The organism is Anoxybacteroides tepidamans, assembly GCF_014201465.1.
Classification (GTDB): domain Bacteria; phylum Bacillota; class Bacilli; order Bacillales; family Anoxybacillaceae; genus Anoxybacteroides; species Anoxybacteroides tepidamans.
The window spans coordinates 372,282-390,824 of the sequence record NZ_JACHEP010000002.1; the positions used below are offsets into that span (position 1 = coordinate 372,282).

Below are 18,543 nucleotides of genomic sequence, written 5' to 3' on the forward strand. Positions count from 1 at the left end.
TTCTCCTTTCTATTTTATACGCCGCGTTTGTTGCCCCAAAGAAGCGCATGCAGCTGCGGCAACACGCGAGCATCATTCATTTCTGGTGATTGCACCGCTTTTTCAACTAACCATTTCAGCTGATCAAGCAATTTCATCCGCAATGCTACGTCGTCCGCTTCCGTTACATCATCGTTGCCGACTTGCAAGTAAAAAGGAAGCATGTGATAACGTTCGTGAACGTTTTTCGCATATTCAAAATCTTCATCATTAAATACGACGACTTTTAAGCTAACGTTTGCAGTTCGACCGTTTGCTAACAGTTTGTTGATAATATCATCGAGCACCGCAAAATTCGTCTCCATTCCCGAACTTGGCGGCTTCGGGGAAATCGTTAAATCATCAATGCTATAAAACCAGTCTTGCCAGCGGCTTCCTTGCGTTTCTAGCGCTATGCGAATATTTTTTGACTTTAATAGCGCAATCAACTCATCTAACGATTTCAACAAAGCTGGATTGCCTCCGGAAATCGTGACATGGCTAAAACGGTTACTGCCTAATTCAACAAGCTGATTCCAGATGTCTTCTGCCGTCATTTGCTTGATTTCGTCTTTCGCCGACCCATCCCACGTAAACGCAGAATCGCACCAGCGGCAACGGTAATCGCAGCCGGCGGTGCGGACGAACATCGTCTTTTGCCCGATCACCATCCCTTCTCCTTGAATGGTCGGGCCAAAAATTTCAAGGACTGGGATCGTTTTTGCCATTATCGGTTCCCTGCTTTCGGCCGATATACGACGTAGCTCGTCGGCGATTCACGCACAAATACTTGCACGCACGTCGGGCGGTTTGGCAACGTATCAAGATGAGCTTGCACGATTTCCGCGATTTTTCGGGCCACGACTTCGGTTGTTGGAAAATCTTCCGCACGAGTATTGCTAAACAAATCGGTATGATCATTTATTAACGTATGATCAAATTTTCCGTGAACGATTTTCTTCAGCTGTTGAAAGTTAATTAAAAAACCGGACTCATCCAGTTCATCACCAGCAATCGTAATATTGACAAAATACGTATGGCCGTGCACGTTTGCGCATTTGCCCGCCGCTTCGTGCGGAATGAAGTGCGCTGCGGCAATTTGCATATCTTTATTTAGCTCATAGCGAAAATTGTGAAACACTTGCGGATAAATTTGATGAATCATCAGCCAATCGCTCCTTTCTTTTCCGCCATATATTGTTCAAGTCCCCGCTTGCGCAGCTTGCACGCTGGACATTCGCCGCATCCGTCCGCAATCACGCCGTTATAACATGTCAATGTCTTCATTCTGACAAACTCCAACGCGCCTAACTCATCGGCTAACTTCCACGTTTCTGCTTTATTGAGCCACATAAGCGGCGTATGAATGACAAATTGATAGTCCATCGCCAAGTTCAATGTGACGTTGAGCGACTTAATGAAAATATCGCGGCAATCCGGATAGCCGCTAAAATCCGTTTCACATACGCCTGTGACAAGATGGCGCGCCCCTTTTTGTTTCGCCAACACCGCGGCAAACGATAAAAACAACAAGTTCCGCCCATCGACAAATGTAGACGGAAGTTCTCCTTCTTTATGTTCAATCACGATATCGCTTCTCGTTAACGCATTCGGTGCCAATTGATTTAAAAGCGACATATCGAGCACCGTATGCGGAATGCCTAGTTCTTCTGCAATCGACGAAGCGACTTCGATCTCTAACCGATGGCGCTGATTATAGTCGAATGTAACCGCTTCAACTTCGGCAAATTGCTTCAGCGCCCAAAACAAACATGTCGTGCTGTCTTGGCCGCCGCTAAATACAACGACTGCCTTTTCCTTTTTCATCTTCGTTCGCTCTCCTTTCTTTTTTTCAAGAAGAAAGAGCGTTCTAAAACAAAAAAGCCATACCCTCCTAAGGATACAGCTTTCCCTAGTTTTTTATAGAGGGTTGTTCTAGAACCTCTCCCATACAAACAAAGCGTTCGTATGGATTTCTTCTATGATAAGATTTTTTCCTTCAATACTATACCACACTTCTTCACTCTATACTAGCCTTAGATTTGAAACGTTTCATGAAAGATGCATACATGTAAAGAGCAGGAATGTAGCCGACTAAAAGATAAAAGCCGGCCGTCGAAACGATTTTCCCAAGCTGCTCAATCTCCTCCCGCTTATTAAAAAAAAGTGATGCAATAAATAATATGATTAAAATAAATGGGAGAGAAACGCGTTGTTTTAGAGCCGCGATTCGTTTCAACCCACGCGTCACCGACCAAACAGCTAAACAAATAATCGGGAACACAACGAGCACATAAATAGAAATAATAATATATTCCATCCGTTCAATAAATGGAATTTCAGGAATTTTCCCGAGCGTCAATGTCGGCCATATAATATGCTTGATTTGCTCTTCATTATAAAAAACAGTGGAAATAAAAATCACCACTAAATAAATGAACATTGTAAAGACATTCGCCCATTGCGCCCATTTATGCGACTGTTGTCCGTCTTTCACGAATGAATAATACATCAGCAGCATTTCAAAGCCGAGATATTCGACCGTTACTTCTTTCGCCCCTTTGAAAATATCGATTACCGAATGGTCAAGAATCGGCAAGAAATTGCGATAGTGAGCATACTCAAGCGGGAAAAATAACATTGGAAAAATTGTCAAAAGCGGAATAACGACTCCCCATACGCATAATCCGACAACGACGCGAAACCCGCCAGATACGGTATAATACGTTAACAATAAAAGAATTAAACTAAATTGCCACGTCCCCATCAGCGGAAACATCGATACTTGAATCACTTCAATATATAATCGTAAAACAATCAATGCGAGCAAAAGAAAATAAACGACAAACCCTATATTAAGCACATTCCCAAACCATTTCCCAAAATATTGGATATTAATATTTGTAACATCTTCACTACTTCCTGATAGCTGAAAAATTTTGTATATCATCCATATGAGAAAATGCGCGGCTATGCCGGCAATAATAACGCTTATCCAGCCGTCATGCCCGGCTTTCTCATTTAAGTTTCGCTGAAAACTGAGAACCCCTATCCCTACTTGCGAACAATGGATCGTAAAAAAGACAAAAAACGGTGAAATTAAAAACCGTTCACGTTCCGCTTGTTTCATAAATTCCCTCCACATTCAGCACTCCGTTTATTCCCCAATGCCCGTTTGAACGATGTCGATCTTCACATGTGGACGAATGGTTAGCTGCTGATATTGTTGATAAAACGATTTTTCATTCCAGTTCCTTGTATGGCTGCGAACAAAATCGCCGATTCCGAGCGGATCGATTTCTTTTTTTTGAAAATAGGAAAGCAATGCGGTGATGTCTTTGTTTAAGTGTTTTTCCATTTGATTGCGCACAAGTTTAAACGCACGTTTATCTGGCAAATCAAGCCAAGTCGGATAATCGCGAATAACTGCTCGAATGTGAAGATGAATATCGATAACAGGCTGTTTTCCTTTTTTAAATGAATAGCGGGAAGTGGCAAACAAGTTTTCCAACAATACACGCCCTTTTTGTTTATTTCTGGAGATTGGTATTTGGTAAACACCATTTTTCGTTTGATCTAATAACATTTTCACAAGAAACGATTGGCGTAAATCGATTCGACCGACATAATGGCCATCATTAAACAAAGCAAGCCCTTCTAATTTCACGAAATTCCCCTTTTTTTCGAAATAAGGCAAAAATGGGTCGCGTCCCTTCCCGAAATAGTTGTATAAAAAAATATGCAAATTCGTATTCGGCAAGTTCATTTCGCGAATGTTTTGTTCGACAAGATTGGATAAATAGAGCGTATCGCTTAATGTCGTTTCAGCGGTAATGCGCAGCAACTCTTCCGCGTCGCCTTTTGCAACTGCTAGCTGTAAATGGCTGCCAACTTTATTGTTTCGTGCTAAGCTATGGACAATTTCCGTAATCCCTTTTTTCGCAAACGATTTGCCGAATAACACGAGTCTCATCTGTCCTTCTTCAATTGGCAATGCTGATTTGGACGAGAGTCGTGGAATTAAATCGTACGTAGTCGATGATTCAGTTGTCAAAATATCCGGCTTTGTCATCGGACCTTGACGAAAAGTCGGATAAATGGCAGTTCCAATATACTTCCCATTTTTCCAATCGTACCCCATCGCATGAATAATTTGTACTTGATCGACGATGCGGGAACTTTCACAGCCGGCAAGCAAAAACACGAATAGAAAAATGGAGTAGAGAGTCCTCCACATAAAGATCTCCCTTCTTATTCATCGATATCTTTTTTCTGTTTTGCTTTTTTCGGATCATATCGCCAAAACGTCCGCGGCCGCAAATAACTTGGACGTTTCGCTGTTAAATGATAAGGCGAACGGATGAAACTATCGGCAAAAGCTTTTACGCGAAGCGGATATAACGGCACAAAATAAGGATTGCCAAACGATTGTAGCTTCCCTAAATGAATCAGAAGTAAACAAATTGCGAAGACAATGCCAACACCCCCCCAAAACGAGGCAAAGAAAATGATCGGAAACCGGATGAAACGAATTGTATTCGACATTTTAAAAATCGGCGTCGTAAATGAGGCAAGTGCGGCTAACGATACGATAATAAGCAAAATGTTGCTTGTAAGAGCGGCCTCCACAGAAGCTTGTCCAATGACAATCCCGCCGACAATCCCGAGCGTTTGCGCCACTTTTGTCGGCAAACGCGCCCCTGCTTCCCGCAACAGCTCGATCGTAATTTCTAAAAACAATACTTCCAGCGTTGGCGGGAACGGAACGTTGGAGCGCGAAAAAATAATCGGTCCGAGCAAATCTTTCGGAATCATTTCATAATGGTATGTTAAAACAGCTATATAAATAGGCGATGCTAAAATCGAAAACATAACGCCAAATAAGCGAATCAACCGGAAAAACGAACCGAGAATCCATGGCAAATAATAATCTTCCGGAGATGTAAAAAAATCAAATAATGTTGATGGACCTGTAATGACATAAGGAGAGCCGTCGGCAAAAATCGCCACTTGCCCCCCAACCAATGCGTATATGACTCTGTCGATTCGCTCGGTTGATACAAACGAAGGAAACGGGGAAGAAGAATTGTCCGATATCATTTGATCGATTAATGACGTATCAAACACAACATCAAATTCAATTTCGCTTACCCGCTGTATTACGGTTTCGATCGTTTGATCGTTGGCAATTCCATTAATATATGCAACCACCACTTTCGTTTTTGACATGGAACCAACCGTTAGCTCACGAAAAATTAAATTTGGTGTCACAATTTGCCTGCGTAATAAATGTAAATTTGTTCCAATATTTTCAACAAACCCGACTTTCGGTCCGACAACACTAAACTCATTTTCCGAGTCATTATTTTGCCGCAACCCTAAATTTTCGCTGGCTAAATTGATGAGCGCACAACGGTCGGTAGCGTCTAAAAGTTGAATCATCGCAAAACCTTTTAATAGTTTTGTTTCAATCATTTCGACATCCGCTGTCACTTCGATTCGCTGAATGGGAATGATTTGCTGTAAATCATGAATGGAGAGAGAAGAATGCTCCGACAAATCTTGCTGCAAATGACAAAGAACATGTTGTTGCAGCAATTTCGGGTCTACTAATGAATCAAAATAATAAATCGAAAAATAGTGCCCGTTCGTTTGAAACGGAAGATGAACAAAATCGCTTGATTGCTTCAACGATTTTAGTAAATGCGACAATGTTTTCGTTTGTTTTTCTAGTTTGTTTTTTTTAAATAAAAACGAAAAAATAGACATTTCAATCTCCTCAAATGCTCGCTCATTTATTGGTTAGTTTCTCAATCTCTTCATACTTTTATACAGGCGTGTTGATGAACCATTAAAAACTAGTTGACATCGCTCTATTCCTATATAAATACAACTGGGAGGTTTAACTTATGACTGACGAAAAAGCAGACTCCCTATTTTTTCGACTGTCGGAGGCAAGCCTTTGGCTTGCCTGCGTCACGCCTTCGCGTGACAGAGGACCGAACAACGAGCCGCCTCCCAGACAAATAAATTTGTCTGGGAGCGGTGTTGTTCGGTCGCCCGACAGTCGAAAAATAACGAGTACTCCATAAAAAAGAAAAATGTTAAAGTTTCAACGTGCATTTATATAGCTTTTCTGTCATGACTTTTATACATATTTCCCATTTTTGAGTTGATGAATTTGAATTTTCAGTATATATTGAAAGAAACGAGAACGGAGGGGGGATCATAATGAATCGGTTACTAAAAAAGCGACGAGCTCAACAAGCGCTAAAAAAAGTCGTTCGAGTTGCTGAACAAATTGAACAACAACTTGACAAAAAAATACCGCTCGAGGAACAGATCGAGCCGATCCGCACACTTCTTGACGAACAGCTGCGGCAAGATGAATATTTTGTCATTGTCGATGAAAATGGCTATGCCATCGTCCATACGAATCGGCTGCGTGAGGGAAGAACATTTTCCGATGAGGTAGGAAAAAAAGCGGCGAAAACAACTGAACCGCTTTTGCAAGCATATATGCGCGATACAGGAGAAATGCTGATTGATGCAAGTTGCCCTCTATACAAAGACGAAACAGGAAAACAATTTAATTTGCGAATGGGGAGACTGTTTCATCGACCGTATTTACAGCTTCACTTTCTATGTTTATCGACTGTTCCAGCTATCATTAGTTATCTTGTCGCTTCAATCTTTTCTTTATCTCTCTTATTCGCCTTTAGTTTCACCATTGTAATCAGTTTTGCCATAAGTGCTTTTTTTTACAAAACGATCGTCAACGAGTTGCGTCATTGGTACGGCGTAACACGCACAGTTTCTTCTGGAAATCTTAACGCAGAAGTGCGCACTACTAAAAAGCGAACAGAATTTCACCAAATCGGCTACGAACTAAACAAAATGATTTTAGGAGTGCGTACGATCTTATCTGAGCTAGCCAAAGCGACACAAACAGTACAGCAAGTTAGCGAGCATCAGCAGTTTGAAACAAAACGATTATCTGAATCGTTTGATGAAATCGCCGCTGCAATGGAAACGTTCCGTGAAGGAGCCAAACAGCAAACCACCTCCGTTGAGCTAGCCAATCGCTTCGTAGCAAATATGTTGAGAGAAGTATGGAATATGCAAAACGAATTTGAAAGCGTTGTCAAACAAGCGCATGAAGCGATGAAATCCGTGAATGAAGGGACTCGTTTGATCGACCTCACTAAACAGCAAATGAATGCGATGCAGCGCGACATGAATCAAACAACTGCTCTTATTCGTTCCGTTTCCGAAGAAGCCAATCGTGCTGTTGAAATGATTTCTGCGATTACAGCGATTGCAAAACAAACAAACTTATTAGCGCTAAATGCTTCGATTGAAGCCTCAAGAGCAGGTGAAGCGGGGAAAGGGTTCGCGATCGTCGCACAAGAAGTAAGAGTGTTAGCCGAAAATACGAATGCGTTTGCTGGCCAAATTTTATCATCGCTTAAAACAATGAGAAACATGCTAAATGATGCCGTACAAGCTGTACAACAAAACGGGGAAAATGCCAGCAAAACGATGCACTCATTGTTAGAAACAAGCAAAACTATGGAATCTTTCCAACAAATGTTTACAGAAATGAATGCGCTTTTACTCCGTAATCGAAAACACGTCGAACGCATTACAAATGATGGTGATGAATTAAAACAAACTATTGAAGGCGTTCATAACATTGCGAAAGATTTCACAAATATGGTTCATGAAACGACCGCAGGGTTAGAACAGCAAACGATCGCGATCCACGAATTAGCGAAAGAAGCAGCTCTTCTTTCGAAATCTATTCAACAGCTGCAGCAAATTGTCAACCGGTTTCATCAATCATAAACACGCGAAGAGGAGGGTGTCCCAAAAGTAACGGGGCACCCTTTCTTATCACCATATATACGCACGAAACACTTTCGTAATATATATTGTATCTTCCTTGAAGAAAGACGACCTTTTAAGACAGCCTCTTTTTCTATCGATCATATACGCACGAAATAACAACGAAAAATCCCATATGTTGTGTTCCGTTTAAGGGCAGGCAATCTGTAAGTCAGCCTCTTATGATTGAGGAATTTTGCGAACCGCAAGTAAAAAAAGAAACAAAAGGCTGATATACCCAAAAAGCGGATATAAAAATGATAATAACGAACTGTAACGAAACGAACTAATGATGTACAAAGTGATGAACAACACGCTCAGAAATAGAAAAGGAGAAAACGAATAAAACTGCCGGCGCAGGCCAAACACACCGCCAACAAGAGAAGTGAAAATTTCCCCGTAAATGACGATGAGATAAAACCAGTAAAAATAAGCAAAAAACGTGCGAATGATTTCAGCCATCGGAATGTCGTAATGCAATACATGCGGAAAAGAAAGCAAGACGAAATGGCTACTTAACAAAATGACCGTTAACAACATCCCGCCAAGCATCGCCCCCCATTTCACAGTGCGTTCATCTGCTGCTTCTGTCGCGAGCGGAACAAGAACGGTTTGCGCCATCGCTAAATTAAACGCCGCATAAGAAAGCGGAGAAAAAAACGCACGCCACGACTGATGAGGAAAGAAAGAGACGTTACACCATTTCTCCCCAATCACCATCTTCCCGAAAAGAAAAAAGCTAAATAACAACATCATCGGTACAATCAGCACGTTGACCGCAAATAAACCTTTTATATCATACAACGTTACAGCCAATATAAAACTGAGTGTAATGACTATCCCCATTTGTTTTGGAAGACCAACCTGTTCTTCAAACAGTGCCCCCGCTCCTGATAACATGACAGATGTTACACCTATTACCATGATTGTCATCATTAGTGTAATGATTGGGCTAGCCGCTTTGCCGAATAAATAGTCGTTCAATTGTTTATATGAAGAAGCGCGCAAGGCTCGTGCCATCATCATCATGCGCGTCCCGCCCCATGTAAACAATCCACCGCTAATGACAATGCCAATCGTCCCAAACGCGCCGTATTGCGTAAAAAATTCGACAATCTCTTTTCCGGTTGCAAATCCAGCACCAATGACCGTTCCGACATATACCGCGGCAACTTGCCAAGCCCCTAACCATTTTTTTTGCACTTTTCTCACCTCGTCTTTCTTGTTCCTCACATGTTTATATATGATTATGAAGGCACGGACAAAGAAAGACGAAAACAAAAAAGAAAAAGAATGCCTTTTTTAGACATCCTTTTTACTGAATCGTTAGTTGTTTAACTTACTGTTCGTGCAATTCATCGATGTGATGCTTGCGCGACAACGATATCCGTTTTCGGCATATTGTGCATATTGCGTGCGGTAACGTGAGCAACAATCGAATACGTTCCTGGTTCGGTAAATGTTTTTGTAATCGCGTATTTTCCATTTCCTTTATGTTTTGCTTTAGCCATTTCATGTTGCTCGTTTCCTTGTTTCCAAATTTCAAATTTCACTTCGTCGGCATCGGTCACTTTTTCGTCTCCATATGTGACGACACACGCAATTTCTGTTTCTTTATTCAGATCGATTGGCGATTTCGTTTCGATTTTGACATTTAAAACCGCCGGTTCATCATCGTTTTTTGTTTGGCCGCAAGCTACCAGCAAAACGATCATCATGACCAATCCAAAAAAAAACGCATGTCGCTTCAAATTCTTTTCTCCCCTCTCTTTTCTCTCTTTGTTCACTATACCATACCTCCTCCCCGCTACATGCCATTGTTCACATTTTTTTCAAAAACATTTCATCGTTCGCACAAAAATTTTAAAAAACTACTTGAAAGTCAAAAAAGGTCAAAGTATAATAAAGTCAGAAAGGTCAAATATAGTCAAAGTTAAATCAATAAATAAAAAAGGAGGTTATGCTTCATGATGTGCCAAGCATGCCAACAAAATAAAGCAACGGTATTTGTTAATTTGCAATTCAATCATGAGAAAAAACAAATGCATCTTTGCCATGAATGTTACGAAAAACAAAAACAAGAACTTGCAATCCCAATGAGTTTTGGATTTGGAAATTTTCCAACATTCTCGTTTGATAATTTCTTTATGAATGAATTTTCTCCGACTGCAGACATGGAAAAGGCGCCAGCCTATGATTCCGAGCGAGCGAAACGTCAAGGAAAAGGCGGCGGCTTCTTAGATCAATTCGGGCGCAACTTAACACAACTCGCAAAAACGGGACTCATTGATCCTGTCATCGGCCGCGATAAAGAAATTGAGCGAGTCATTGAAATTTTAAACCGACGCAACAAAAATAATCCGGTGTTGATCGGTGAACCTGGCGTCGGGAAAACAGCGATCGTTGAAGGATTGGCGCTAAAAATTGCCGAAGGGCAAGTCCCGGAAAAATTGTTGAACAAAGAAGTCTATTTGCTTGATGTCGCTTCTCTTGTTGCGAACACCGGCATTCGCGGACAATTTGAAGAACGGATGAAAAAGTTAATCACAGAATTGCAACGCCGCAAAAATGTTATTCTTTTTATCGACGAAATTCATTTGCTTGTCGGCGCAGGTTCGGCAGAAGGTTCGATGGACGCAGGCAACATTTTAAAACCAGCACTTGCCCGCGGCGAATTGCAAGTCGTCGGCGCGACAACATTGAAAGAATACCGGCAAATCGAAAAAGATGCTGCGCTTGAACGCCGCTTCCAGCCTGTCATTGTCCATGAACCGACAGTCGAACAAGCGATTGACATTTTAAAAGGCATTCAAGCAAAATACGAGCAATTCCACCATGTCAAATATACAGATGAAGCGATCAAAGCGTGCGTTACTTTATCACATCGTTATATTCAAGACCGCTTCTTGCCAGACAAAGCGATTGACTTGTTAGATGAAGCCGGATCGAAAGCGAACTTGCGCATCGGCCCAACCGACGAAAAGCAAATTCAAGAACGCCTTGCGCAATTGGCGAAAGAAAAAGAAAAAGCAGCGAAAGAAGAAAACTACGAACTCGCCGCAAAATTGCGGGATGAAGAGCTCAAGTTGGAAAAGCAATTGCAAAACGCAAAAGCACAAGAGACGCCAGTTGTTGATGTCACTGACATTCAACAATTAATCGAAGAAAAAACCGGCATTCCTGTCGGCAAGCTGCAAACCGATGAAAAAGAAAAAATGAAACATTTAGAAGAAAACTTAGCGAAAAAAGTGATTGGCCAAGAAGAAGCGGTAAGAAAAGTAGCGAAAGCAATCCGCCGCAGCCGGGCTGGATTAAAGGCGAAAAACCGTCCAATTGGTTCATTCTTATTCGTCGGACCAACAGGTGTCGGAAAAACAGAGTTGTCGAAAACATTGGCCGAAGAACTATTTGGATCAAAAGACGCGATGATCCGCCTCGATATGAGCGAATATATGGAGAAACATTCCGTATCGAAATTAATCGGTTCGCCTCCTGGCTACGTTGGCCATGAAGAAGCGGGACAATTAACGGAAAAAGTGCGCCGCAACCCGTACAGCATTATTTTGCTTGACGAGATTGAAAAGGCGCACCCGGACGTGCAACATATGTTCCTGCAAATTTTAGAAGACGGCCGCCTCACAGACAGCCAAGGCCGCACCGTCAGCTTTAAAGATACGGTCATTATTGCGACAAGCAATGCGGGTACGACTGACAAAAAAATTACCGTCGGCTTTGAAAAGGATGGAACACCGGCACAAACAAGCATTCTCGATACGTTGCGTCACTACTTTAAGCCGGAATTTTTAAACCGTTTTGATGCAATTATTGAATTTAAACCGCTCGAAAAAGACCATATGCTGCAAATTGTCGATCTTATGCTAGATGAATTAAAAGCGACGTTAAAAGAACAACAAATCGAGGTAGAAATTTCGCAAGAAGCAAAAGAAAAATTAGCCGAACTCGGCTACCATCCAGCATTTGGCGCTCGTCCGCTTCGCCGCGTCATTCAAGAACATATCGAAGACCAAATTGCCGATGTATTGCTCGATGAAACGGACGTAAGCGCGATTCACATCGATATCGAAAACGGCAACATTGTCGCTAAGCCAAGCTACAAACAAAACGCCTAATCCGTTTCATGGCGGACTAGGCGTTTCTTTTTATTTTTTCGCAAGCCCGTTCATTAAAAATTGAATCGTTCGCTCCATTTCCGCGTCATCATCCCATTCGTAATCAGGCATGATCATGAAACGTGCGGCGAAAAATCCGGCAATTGTCGTAATGGTCAATCGAATCACCGACTCAACAGGAAGTTCAACGATTTCTCCTTTTTCTTGAAAATGTTCGATAATTTTCTTGAATTTTTCATACACATGTGTCTTAAAAATCGTTTCAAACTGTTTTTTAATTTCGTCATGAAAAGCAATTTCTTGCCAAAAAACACGAATGGCCGGCAAGTATTTTTTTACAAATTCATAACGATTTTTCCAAACAGCGCGAACAAAATCTTCATAGTGTTCATACTGATTTTCAAATACTTCTTTGGCAAATTCTTTCGCTAAAAACGGCGCAACCGATTGAAACAACGTTGGCATCACGATCGCTAACAGCAAATCTTTTTTCGTTTTATAATGGCGAAAAATCGTTCCTTCAGCCACCCCTGCCCGTTTGGCAATCTCACTCGTCGATGTAGCGGCATACCCTTTTTCCGCAAACATTTCAATCGCTGCTTCTAAAATTTTGATTTGCTTTTCGCTCCATTTCCCGTCTTCCTCGTTAAATTTCAACAACTCCTTTAACCATTGTTCCTCGTTCATTTGACAACAACCCCTTGCAGTTAAAGTTTTCGATATTTTTTCAAGGCAAATACGTTTAACGTGACAAAAATAATAGCAAATCCGAATAAGGCAAGCAAATCGGTGCGAATGTCGCCGAGCCCCATTCCTTTATACATCACGCTTTTTAACGCATCGCCGCCGTAATACATCGGCATCACTTTCGCAACCGCCTGCAACCAACTGGCCATTTCCTCGACCGGAAGAATTCCAGCAAAAAAGATTTGCGGGATAATGACGATCGGAATAAATTGCATCATTTGAAACTCCGAATTGGCAAACGCCGATAATAAAATCCCTAACGATAATGCAACGAGCGCCAGCAATAAATTGATCAAAATGACATGCCATAAAGAACCTTCAAGCGTAATGTCCAATACTTTCACGGCAAAAAAGACAACGATGAGCGTCTGGATCACCGCAAATGTTCCATATCCTAACAAATAGCCAAAAACGATTTCGCTGCGGCGGATCGGCGTCGCCATTAAGCGGTCGAGCGTACCTGTCGTCCGTTCGCGCAGTAGCGCAATTCCCGCGATGAGAAAGACGAAGAAAAAGACGAAATACCCCACTAATATTGGACTTAATGTATCAAAAAACGAAGTATCTTTATCGCCGTATACGTACGAGGTATGAACGGTCGGCGGCTGCATCTGTTCCATTTTCACCGGCGCGTGCAGCTGTTGTTGAATTCCGTGCAAAACTTTTTTCATCATGGCTGCTTGTTTTTCTGCTGCCTCGGCTGCGATCGTTTGTTGAATTTTGATTTGCAGCGCTTTTGCTTTCGATGGATCGGAATTTTCAAACGTTAGGCGAATGTCGTCTCCTTTCATTTGCATAAATCCGTCTAACTGATCGTCGACAATCGTTTTTTTGACATCGCCCGCCCGCTCATATTCGATCACATCAATCTCTTTCTTTTTTAATTGTTTGACAATAGCCGCATCGACATGAGCCACCCCTAATTTCGGATTTTCAGTTGTGTTGTCCGTAAATAAAAAGTGAAACAGCGTTAAAATAAATAACGGTGCGACAAACATTAAGCCAAGCGTCCGCTTGTCGCGCAACATTTGTTGAAAAATTCGTTTCACAACCGCGATCGTTCTCATACGCGTTTCCCTCCCGCCTTCACGAATACGCCTTCTAAATCTTTTGCTTCGTATTGCTGTTTCAACTCCAATGGTGATCCGCTTGTAATAATTTTTCCTTCTCTTACCATCGCTAACCGGTCGCATTTTTCCGCTTCATCCATCACATGTGTCGTAACGACAAGCGTTTTTCCTTGCTTTTTCAATTCGGATAATTCGTTCCAAATCGATAACCGCAATTCCGGATCGATACCAACGGTTGGTTCATCTAACACGAGTATTTGCGGGTTGTGAATAAGCGCAATTGCCAGCGACAGCCTACGCTTCATGCCTCCTGAATACGCCATCACTTTTTTTGAAAGATGAGGTGTAAGCTGTACTAATTCTGCCGCATAAGCAATGCGCTGTTGTCGCTCTTCCTTTTTTAGCTTATAGAGAGAAGCAAAAAACTGCAAATTTTCTTCCCCTGTTAATTCTGGGTATAACGCATCCGATTGGGCCATGTAGCCGATTTTAGATAAGACATCCATGCTTGGCATCGCAACGTCTAATACGTTAACTTTTCCTGCAAAGTCGCTATCCATTCCGACGAGAATTCTCACAAGCGTTGTTTTCCCCGAACCGGAAGGACCGATTAAGCCGTATATTTCTCCTTTTTTGACCGCCAAATCGATGTTGCTTAATACTTCCTTCTTTCCAAACGATTTGCTTACTTGTTCAGCAACAATGGTGAAGCTCATTATATAGCCTCCTTTTTTATATGAGTGATTACTCACATTTATTATAATATATGATTTTAATATTTCAAGTGAGTACTCACTCATTATTGTTATTAGTTTGTTTGCGTTTGAAAAAAGCAACATCGGCTCTTTCGTTGCACCACGTTGCTTGGCGTCGCGCTATTAGCAAGCAGTATTTTCTTCTATCCTCAAGTAAAAAAAGCAACGCAAAAACAGGAGAAAAACAAAAACTGTCATGGAGCGAAAAAATAAAGCGGCTGTTAACCAGCCGCTTTTATTTTTTTGCTCCATATCCTAACTTTTTCAATAGCGAAATCGCTTGTTCTTTTTCCTCCGCTGTCAATCCGGCAAGAGTTTCATGAATCGTTTGCTCATGTTGCGGAAATACATTCTCAATGAATGTTTTTCCTTTTTCGGTAATCGAAGCATACGTGACACGGCGATCTTTTTCACACGCTTTCCGAACAATTAATCCTTTTTTTTCAAGTTTATCAATGACGTACGTAATGCTGCCGCTCGCAAGCAAAATTTTTTCGCCGATTTGTTGCAACGGCTGATCGCCTTTATGGTAAAGCAATTCCAGCACAGCAAATTCAGTCGGATTCACGCCAAATGAATGAATCGATTTATTCACTTGATCGCTTACTGCACGGTACGCCCTTGATAATACGATAAATAGCTTTAATGATTGCGAAATTTCTTCTCTTCCCGCCACCTGTCATCAAATCCTTTATTCTTCGAATTCGAAGCCATTGTAGCGGAAAATCCTATCTTTGTCAATGAAGTGATTCAACCTAAAACAAAAAGCACAGAAACTTGCTTATTTCACCACTTCTTCTTTTTCCTCATACGGATGCGCCACCCATCCCGACGGGTCAATGAACAAGCGAACTGCGACGACTTGACGGTCTTCCATCAACGTGAAGAAATGCGGATTGCCTTCCGGTACGGAAATAACATCTCCCGCTTCTAACTCCACATTAAAATAGCCTGTTTGCTCATCTCCTTTAATGATAAAAATGCCATGACCGGCTACGATGGCACGGACTTCATCTTCTGTATGGATATGCACTTGCTCAAACTTTTTCAGCAATTCTTCTAAATTCGGCGTCGCATCCGAAAGAGCGACGACATCCCACGTTTTATATCCTCTTCTTGCCGCTAAATCTTCAATCTCTTCTTTAAAAGCAGCCAAAATCTCTTCTTTTTCTTGGTCATTAAGGACAAATTTGTTTTTCAAATGCTCCGGCAATTTATGGATATCCCAATGTTCATAAAGAACACCTTGCTTTTGTAAAAAATTAGATACATGCTCATGCCCTTGAATAACTTCCCCGGTTTTTCTTACTTTAATAACCGCCATTTCCTTCCACTCCTTCAGTTTTTATTTTTTAAACAAACCTATGCCAATGTTTTAGCTCCCTTTAGCTGCAATAGCTTTACATGGTAGCTAAATAAAAATTCACACGCCTCTAAAAACTTTTTTGCTTCAAACGCATTCCTCCCCCATACCGTAATGCCGTGGTTGCGAATGAGCACCGCCCCTGCATCCTCGTGTGCGTGTTTAGAAAACTCCGCGGCAAGCGTTGGAATATGCGCATGATTTCGAATAATCGGAATACGAAACACGGCATCTTCTTCCCAAAGACCGAACGCTTTTATAATTTCCTGGCCGGTAAACACAACCTCCCCGTCATCTCCGTACAGTTCGGAAATGACGTTATTGTCAATCGTATGAACGTGAAGGGCGCAACCCGCCTTTGTTTTTTTATAAATTTCGACGTGTAATAGCGTTTCTGCTGACGGTTTCAAATGCGTCGCTTCAGCCGGTTGACCGAGCGCATCCACGAGAAGAAAATCTTCATCCGTTTGCTTTCGTTTATCTTTTCCGCTCGCCGTCACAAAAAACGTAAGCGGATCATCTGTTACTTTGATCGATAAATTGCCGCTTGTTGCAAAAAACCAGTCGCGGGCGGCCAATTCCTTCTTCACATCAGCTAGTTCCGCCCATTTTTTTCGTTGAATGCTCATGCTTTCACCCCAATTCTCTCAAAAAACGCCACCACATCGTAAAACGTCGTAAACGGTGTATGAGGAAGACGAAGCTCTTGGCATTTTTCAAGCAAAAAGTCGCGCGCAATGACGTGATCGGCAAGCCGCGCCACCGCTAAATCCGTAATCGAATCACCAATAACGATTTTCGTCGCATCTTGCGGCGCTAATTTTCGCAACAACGACGGCTTGCAGCAACCGCAGCCGTTTTGGCAATGCTCATCGCACGAGTGCGGCCACGTGATGCGAATCGTTTCACCGCTAAAATCCGAGCCATTGCAAAAAATGCGATCTTTTCCCACTAGCCCGTCTAATAGCGGATAGACGAAAAAGTCGATGCCGCCGCTCACGATGTAAAGCGGAATATCCCTCTCTTTCAAAAACGCGACAAATTCGCGAAAGCCGTCACGGATGCGAGCCGTTTGCAAAAGAAAATGGATGATCTCCTCTTTCAAACTAGAAGGAAGAAGGGAAAATAATCTCCCGACTCCTTCCTGCACGGAACAGCGCTGTGCCAATATGTCGTCTTTAATCGCTTCCCATTCCGGCGGAGCAAACCGCTTCATCACCGCAATAATGTTGTCGCTATTTGTAATCGTTCCATCAAAATCACAAAAAACAATAGGTTTCGTCATACTGTCACCTCATGTACGCCCCATAAAGCAATCGCCTTTTGCAATGGTTCGTTTTCTTTTACCGCCACTTGAAGCGGTCTTCTTGCTAATGTTGCATCAATTGCGGCACGGAACGCTTTTCCGCCGCCTGCTGCGCCATCCGGATGTCCATGCACGCCGCCACCCGCGTTAATGACGCTATCGATGCCGAAGTCATGAATAAGCAATGGCACCAATCCAGGGTGAATCCCCGCCGACGGAACAGGGAACGTTCGCTTGAACGGTTCTTCTTTCGTCAGTTCATCGGCAATACCTAGTGCTTCTTCTTTCGCCAAAGCAACACTTCCATATGGAGACGGGAAAAGCGAAAAATCTGCGCCAGCCATACGAAGCAATTTGCCGAGCAATAGCGGATTGCCTACGCCATAAAACTCTGAAGGCGTCATTGCTCCGCTAAACGCTGGATGTGCCATAATCGGAATGGAAATATCGTCATCTTCACGCAATCCTTGCAATACATCTAAGCCATAAGCGAACACGTTGAACAAAAGCATATCGGCGCCTAATTCAACTGCACGTTTTGCTTTTTCTTTTAACTCGAACGTTTTTCCTGTCAGATTAACAGCATATAGCGTCTTCTTCCCCGTTTTTTCATATACGTCGTTGAGCGCCGCTTTTCCTGCAACAATCCGCTTTTCGAACGGCGTCAATTCGTTTTCAAACAAAATTTCGTCATCTTTGACAAGATCAACACCACCAAGCGCCTGCTCTTTTAGCTGCTCTGATAAATAGGACAAATCGCGACCGATGACCCCTTTAAAAATGCTCATGAGAAGCGGGCGATCGTGTACGTCAAGCTTCTCGCGAATGCCTTCGATTCCGAAGCGCGGCCCCGGAAACTGTTGTTTTAATTCATCAGAAAATTCAAGATCGATTAATTTGATCGTGCCATCCAATGATAACTTCCCGAACACGGTCGTTAAAACCGCTGGAAGATCCGCACTAAAGTTCAAGCTCGGATAGGCGATTTGAACGAGTCCTCGCTTTAAGCGTTTACCGAAATAAAGATTTGTGCGTTCGCTTTCTTCAAGCGGTATGACGCTTACGACAACACCTTTATGCTTGCGGAGCTGTTCTTGTTCTAAAAGCGGCAAATCCGTCCATGAGCCGACCGTAAGTCCGAGTGCAATTCCTTCCGCTTTTTTCGCTAAATCTTTTTCATCATGAAGCAAATATGTGGCAATGACTTGACTCATCCTTCGTTCCTCCAGTCCATAAAAAAACCTCTTCATAAGAAGAGGGGTTCCAT

The 18,543-nt window shown here is 42.3% G+C and carries 18 protein-coding genes and 1 riboswitch; of the genes, 2 read left to right on the forward strand and 16 right to left on the reverse strand.

All coding sequences use genetic code 11. The features are described 5' to 3' along the window. Positions 1-14 precede the first annotated feature (14 nt). The 6 genes from queE to HNQ34_RS04845 all read right to left on the reverse strand — a co-directional run bounded on the left by queE (position 15) and on the right by HNQ34_RS04845 (position 5,787). Positions 15-746, reverse strand: a complete 732-nt coding sequence (queE, locus tag HNQ34_RS04820; RefSeq protein WP_183252092.1) for a 7-carboxy-7-deazaguanine synthase QueE — start codon at positions 744-746, stop codon at positions 15-17. Further along, entirely contained in the window at positions 746-1,183 is a 438-nt protein-coding gene (gene queD, locus HNQ34_RS04825; RefSeq protein WP_183252094.1) for a 6-carboxytetrahydropterin synthase QueD, read from the reverse strand. Before queD ends, queE begins: the two co-directional genes overlap by 1 nt. Beyond that, the gene (gene queC, locus HNQ34_RS04830) at positions 1,183-1,845 is read right to left on the reverse strand and encodes a 7-cyano-7-deazaguanine synthase QueC (protein ID WP_183252095.1); all 663 of its coding nucleotides are present in this window, start codon (positions 1,843-1,845) and stop codon (positions 1,183-1,185) included. The genes queD and queC overlap by 1 nt, the downstream gene beginning before the upstream one ends. Before the next feature lie 79 nt (positions 1,846-1,924). Continuing rightward, positions 1,925-1,969, reverse strand: a riboswitch (PreQ1 riboswitch). Between the two features lie 69 nt (positions 1,970-2,038). Continuing rightward, a complete protein-coding gene (locus tag HNQ34_RS04835; RefSeq protein ID WP_183252097.1) occupies positions 2,039-3,148 on the reverse strand; it encodes a GerAB/ArcD/ProY family transporter in 1,110 nt (369 codons plus the stop codon). Between the two features lie 27 nt (positions 3,149-3,175). After that, positions 3,176-4,255: a Ger(x)C family spore germination protein gene (locus HNQ34_RS04840; RefSeq protein WP_183252100.1), complete on the reverse strand. Its 1,080-nt coding sequence runs from the start codon at positions 4,253-4,255 to the stop codon at positions 3,176-3,178. Between the two features lie 14 nt (positions 4,256-4,269). After that, entirely contained in the window at positions 4,270-5,787 is a 1,518-nt protein-coding gene (locus tag HNQ34_RS04845) for a spore germination protein (protein ID WP_183252101.1), read from the reverse strand. Between the two features lie 462 nt (positions 5,788-6,249). On the opposite strand from HNQ34_RS04845, the gene HNQ34_RS04850 reads away from it, so the two are divergent. Further along, positions 6,250-7,866 carry a methyl-accepting chemotaxis protein gene (locus HNQ34_RS04850; RefSeq protein ID WP_183252103.1) on the forward strand — a complete coding sequence of 539 codons (1,617 nt, stop codon included), beginning with the start codon at positions 6,250-6,252 and terminating at the stop codon, positions 7,864-7,866. A gap of 219 nt (positions 7,867-8,085) precedes the next feature. On the opposite strand, the gene HNQ34_RS04855 is transcribed toward HNQ34_RS04850, so the two are convergent. Together HNQ34_RS04855 and HNQ34_RS04860 are read right to left on the reverse strand one after the other, a co-directional pair. After that, positions 8,086-9,108, reverse strand: coding sequence for a YkvI family membrane protein (locus HNQ34_RS04855; RefSeq protein ID WP_409978350.1), 1,023 nt, complete (start codon positions 9,106-9,108; stop codon positions 8,086-8,088). A gap of 152 nt (positions 9,109-9,260) precedes the next feature. After that, complete coding sequence (locus HNQ34_RS04860; protein WP_312856095.1) at positions 9,261-9,692, reverse strand: FixH family protein; 432 nt, start codon at positions 9,690-9,692, stop codon at positions 9,261-9,263. Between the two features lie 180 nt (positions 9,693-9,872). Between HNQ34_RS04860 and HNQ34_RS04865 the strand changes: the two genes are divergently transcribed. Then, positions 9,873-12,035, forward strand: a complete 2,163-nt coding sequence (locus HNQ34_RS04865) for an ATP-dependent Clp protease ATP-binding subunit (protein WP_183252107.1) — start codon at positions 9,873-9,875, stop codon at positions 12,033-12,035. Positions 12,036-12,065: 30 nt separating this feature from the next. Here HNQ34_RS04865 and HNQ34_RS04870 read toward each other — a convergent pair whose 3' ends face one another. The 8 genes from HNQ34_RS04870 to mtnW all read right to left on the reverse strand — a co-directional run bounded on the left by HNQ34_RS04870 (position 12,066) and on the right by mtnW (position 18,490). Continuing rightward, positions 12,066-12,722: a TetR/AcrR family transcriptional regulator gene (locus HNQ34_RS04870; RefSeq protein WP_183252109.1), complete on the reverse strand. Its 657-nt coding sequence runs from the start codon at positions 12,720-12,722 to the stop codon at positions 12,066-12,068. 20 nt (positions 12,723-12,742) lie between these two features. Then, the gene (locus HNQ34_RS04875; RefSeq protein WP_183252111.1) at positions 12,743-13,849 is read right to left on the reverse strand and encodes an ABC transporter permease; all 1,107 of its coding nucleotides are present in this window, start codon (positions 13,847-13,849) and stop codon (positions 12,743-12,745) included. Next, complete coding sequence (locus tag HNQ34_RS04880) at positions 13,846-14,568, reverse strand: ABC transporter ATP-binding protein (RefSeq protein WP_183252114.1); 723 nt, start codon at positions 14,566-14,568, stop codon at positions 13,846-13,848. Before HNQ34_RS04880 ends, HNQ34_RS04875 begins: the two co-directional genes overlap by 4 nt. A 274-nt stretch (positions 14,569-14,842) precedes the next feature. Then, positions 14,843-15,283: a MarR family winged helix-turn-helix transcriptional regulator gene (locus HNQ34_RS04885; RefSeq protein ID WP_183252116.1), complete on the reverse strand. Its 441-nt coding sequence runs from the start codon at positions 15,281-15,283 to the stop codon at positions 14,843-14,845. Between the two features lie 105 nt (positions 15,284-15,388). After that, complete coding sequence (locus tag HNQ34_RS04890; protein WP_183252118.1) at positions 15,389-15,931, reverse strand: 1,2-dihydroxy-3-keto-5-methylthiopentene dioxygenase; 543 nt, start codon at positions 15,929-15,931, stop codon at positions 15,389-15,391. 38 nt (positions 15,932-15,969) lie between these two features. Next, on the reverse strand, positions 15,970-16,599 hold the full coding sequence (locus HNQ34_RS04895; protein ID WP_183252121.1) for a methylthioribulose 1-phosphate dehydratase: 630 nt from the start codon (positions 16,597-16,599) through the stop codon (positions 15,970-15,972). Next, complete coding sequence (locus HNQ34_RS04900; RefSeq protein ID WP_183252122.1) at positions 16,596-17,255, reverse strand: 2-hydroxy-3-keto-5-methylthiopentenyl-1-phosphate phosphatase; 660 nt, start codon at positions 17,253-17,255, stop codon at positions 16,596-16,598. Before HNQ34_RS04900 ends, HNQ34_RS04895 begins: the two co-directional genes overlap by 4 nt. After that, a complete protein-coding gene (gene mtnW, locus HNQ34_RS04905; RefSeq protein ID WP_183252124.1) occupies positions 17,252-18,490 on the reverse strand; it encodes a 2,3-diketo-5-methylthiopentyl-1-phosphate enolase in 1,239 nt (412 codons plus the stop codon). Before mtnW ends, HNQ34_RS04900 begins: the two co-directional genes overlap by 4 nt. Between the last annotated feature and the right edge of the window lie 53 nt (positions 18,491-18,543).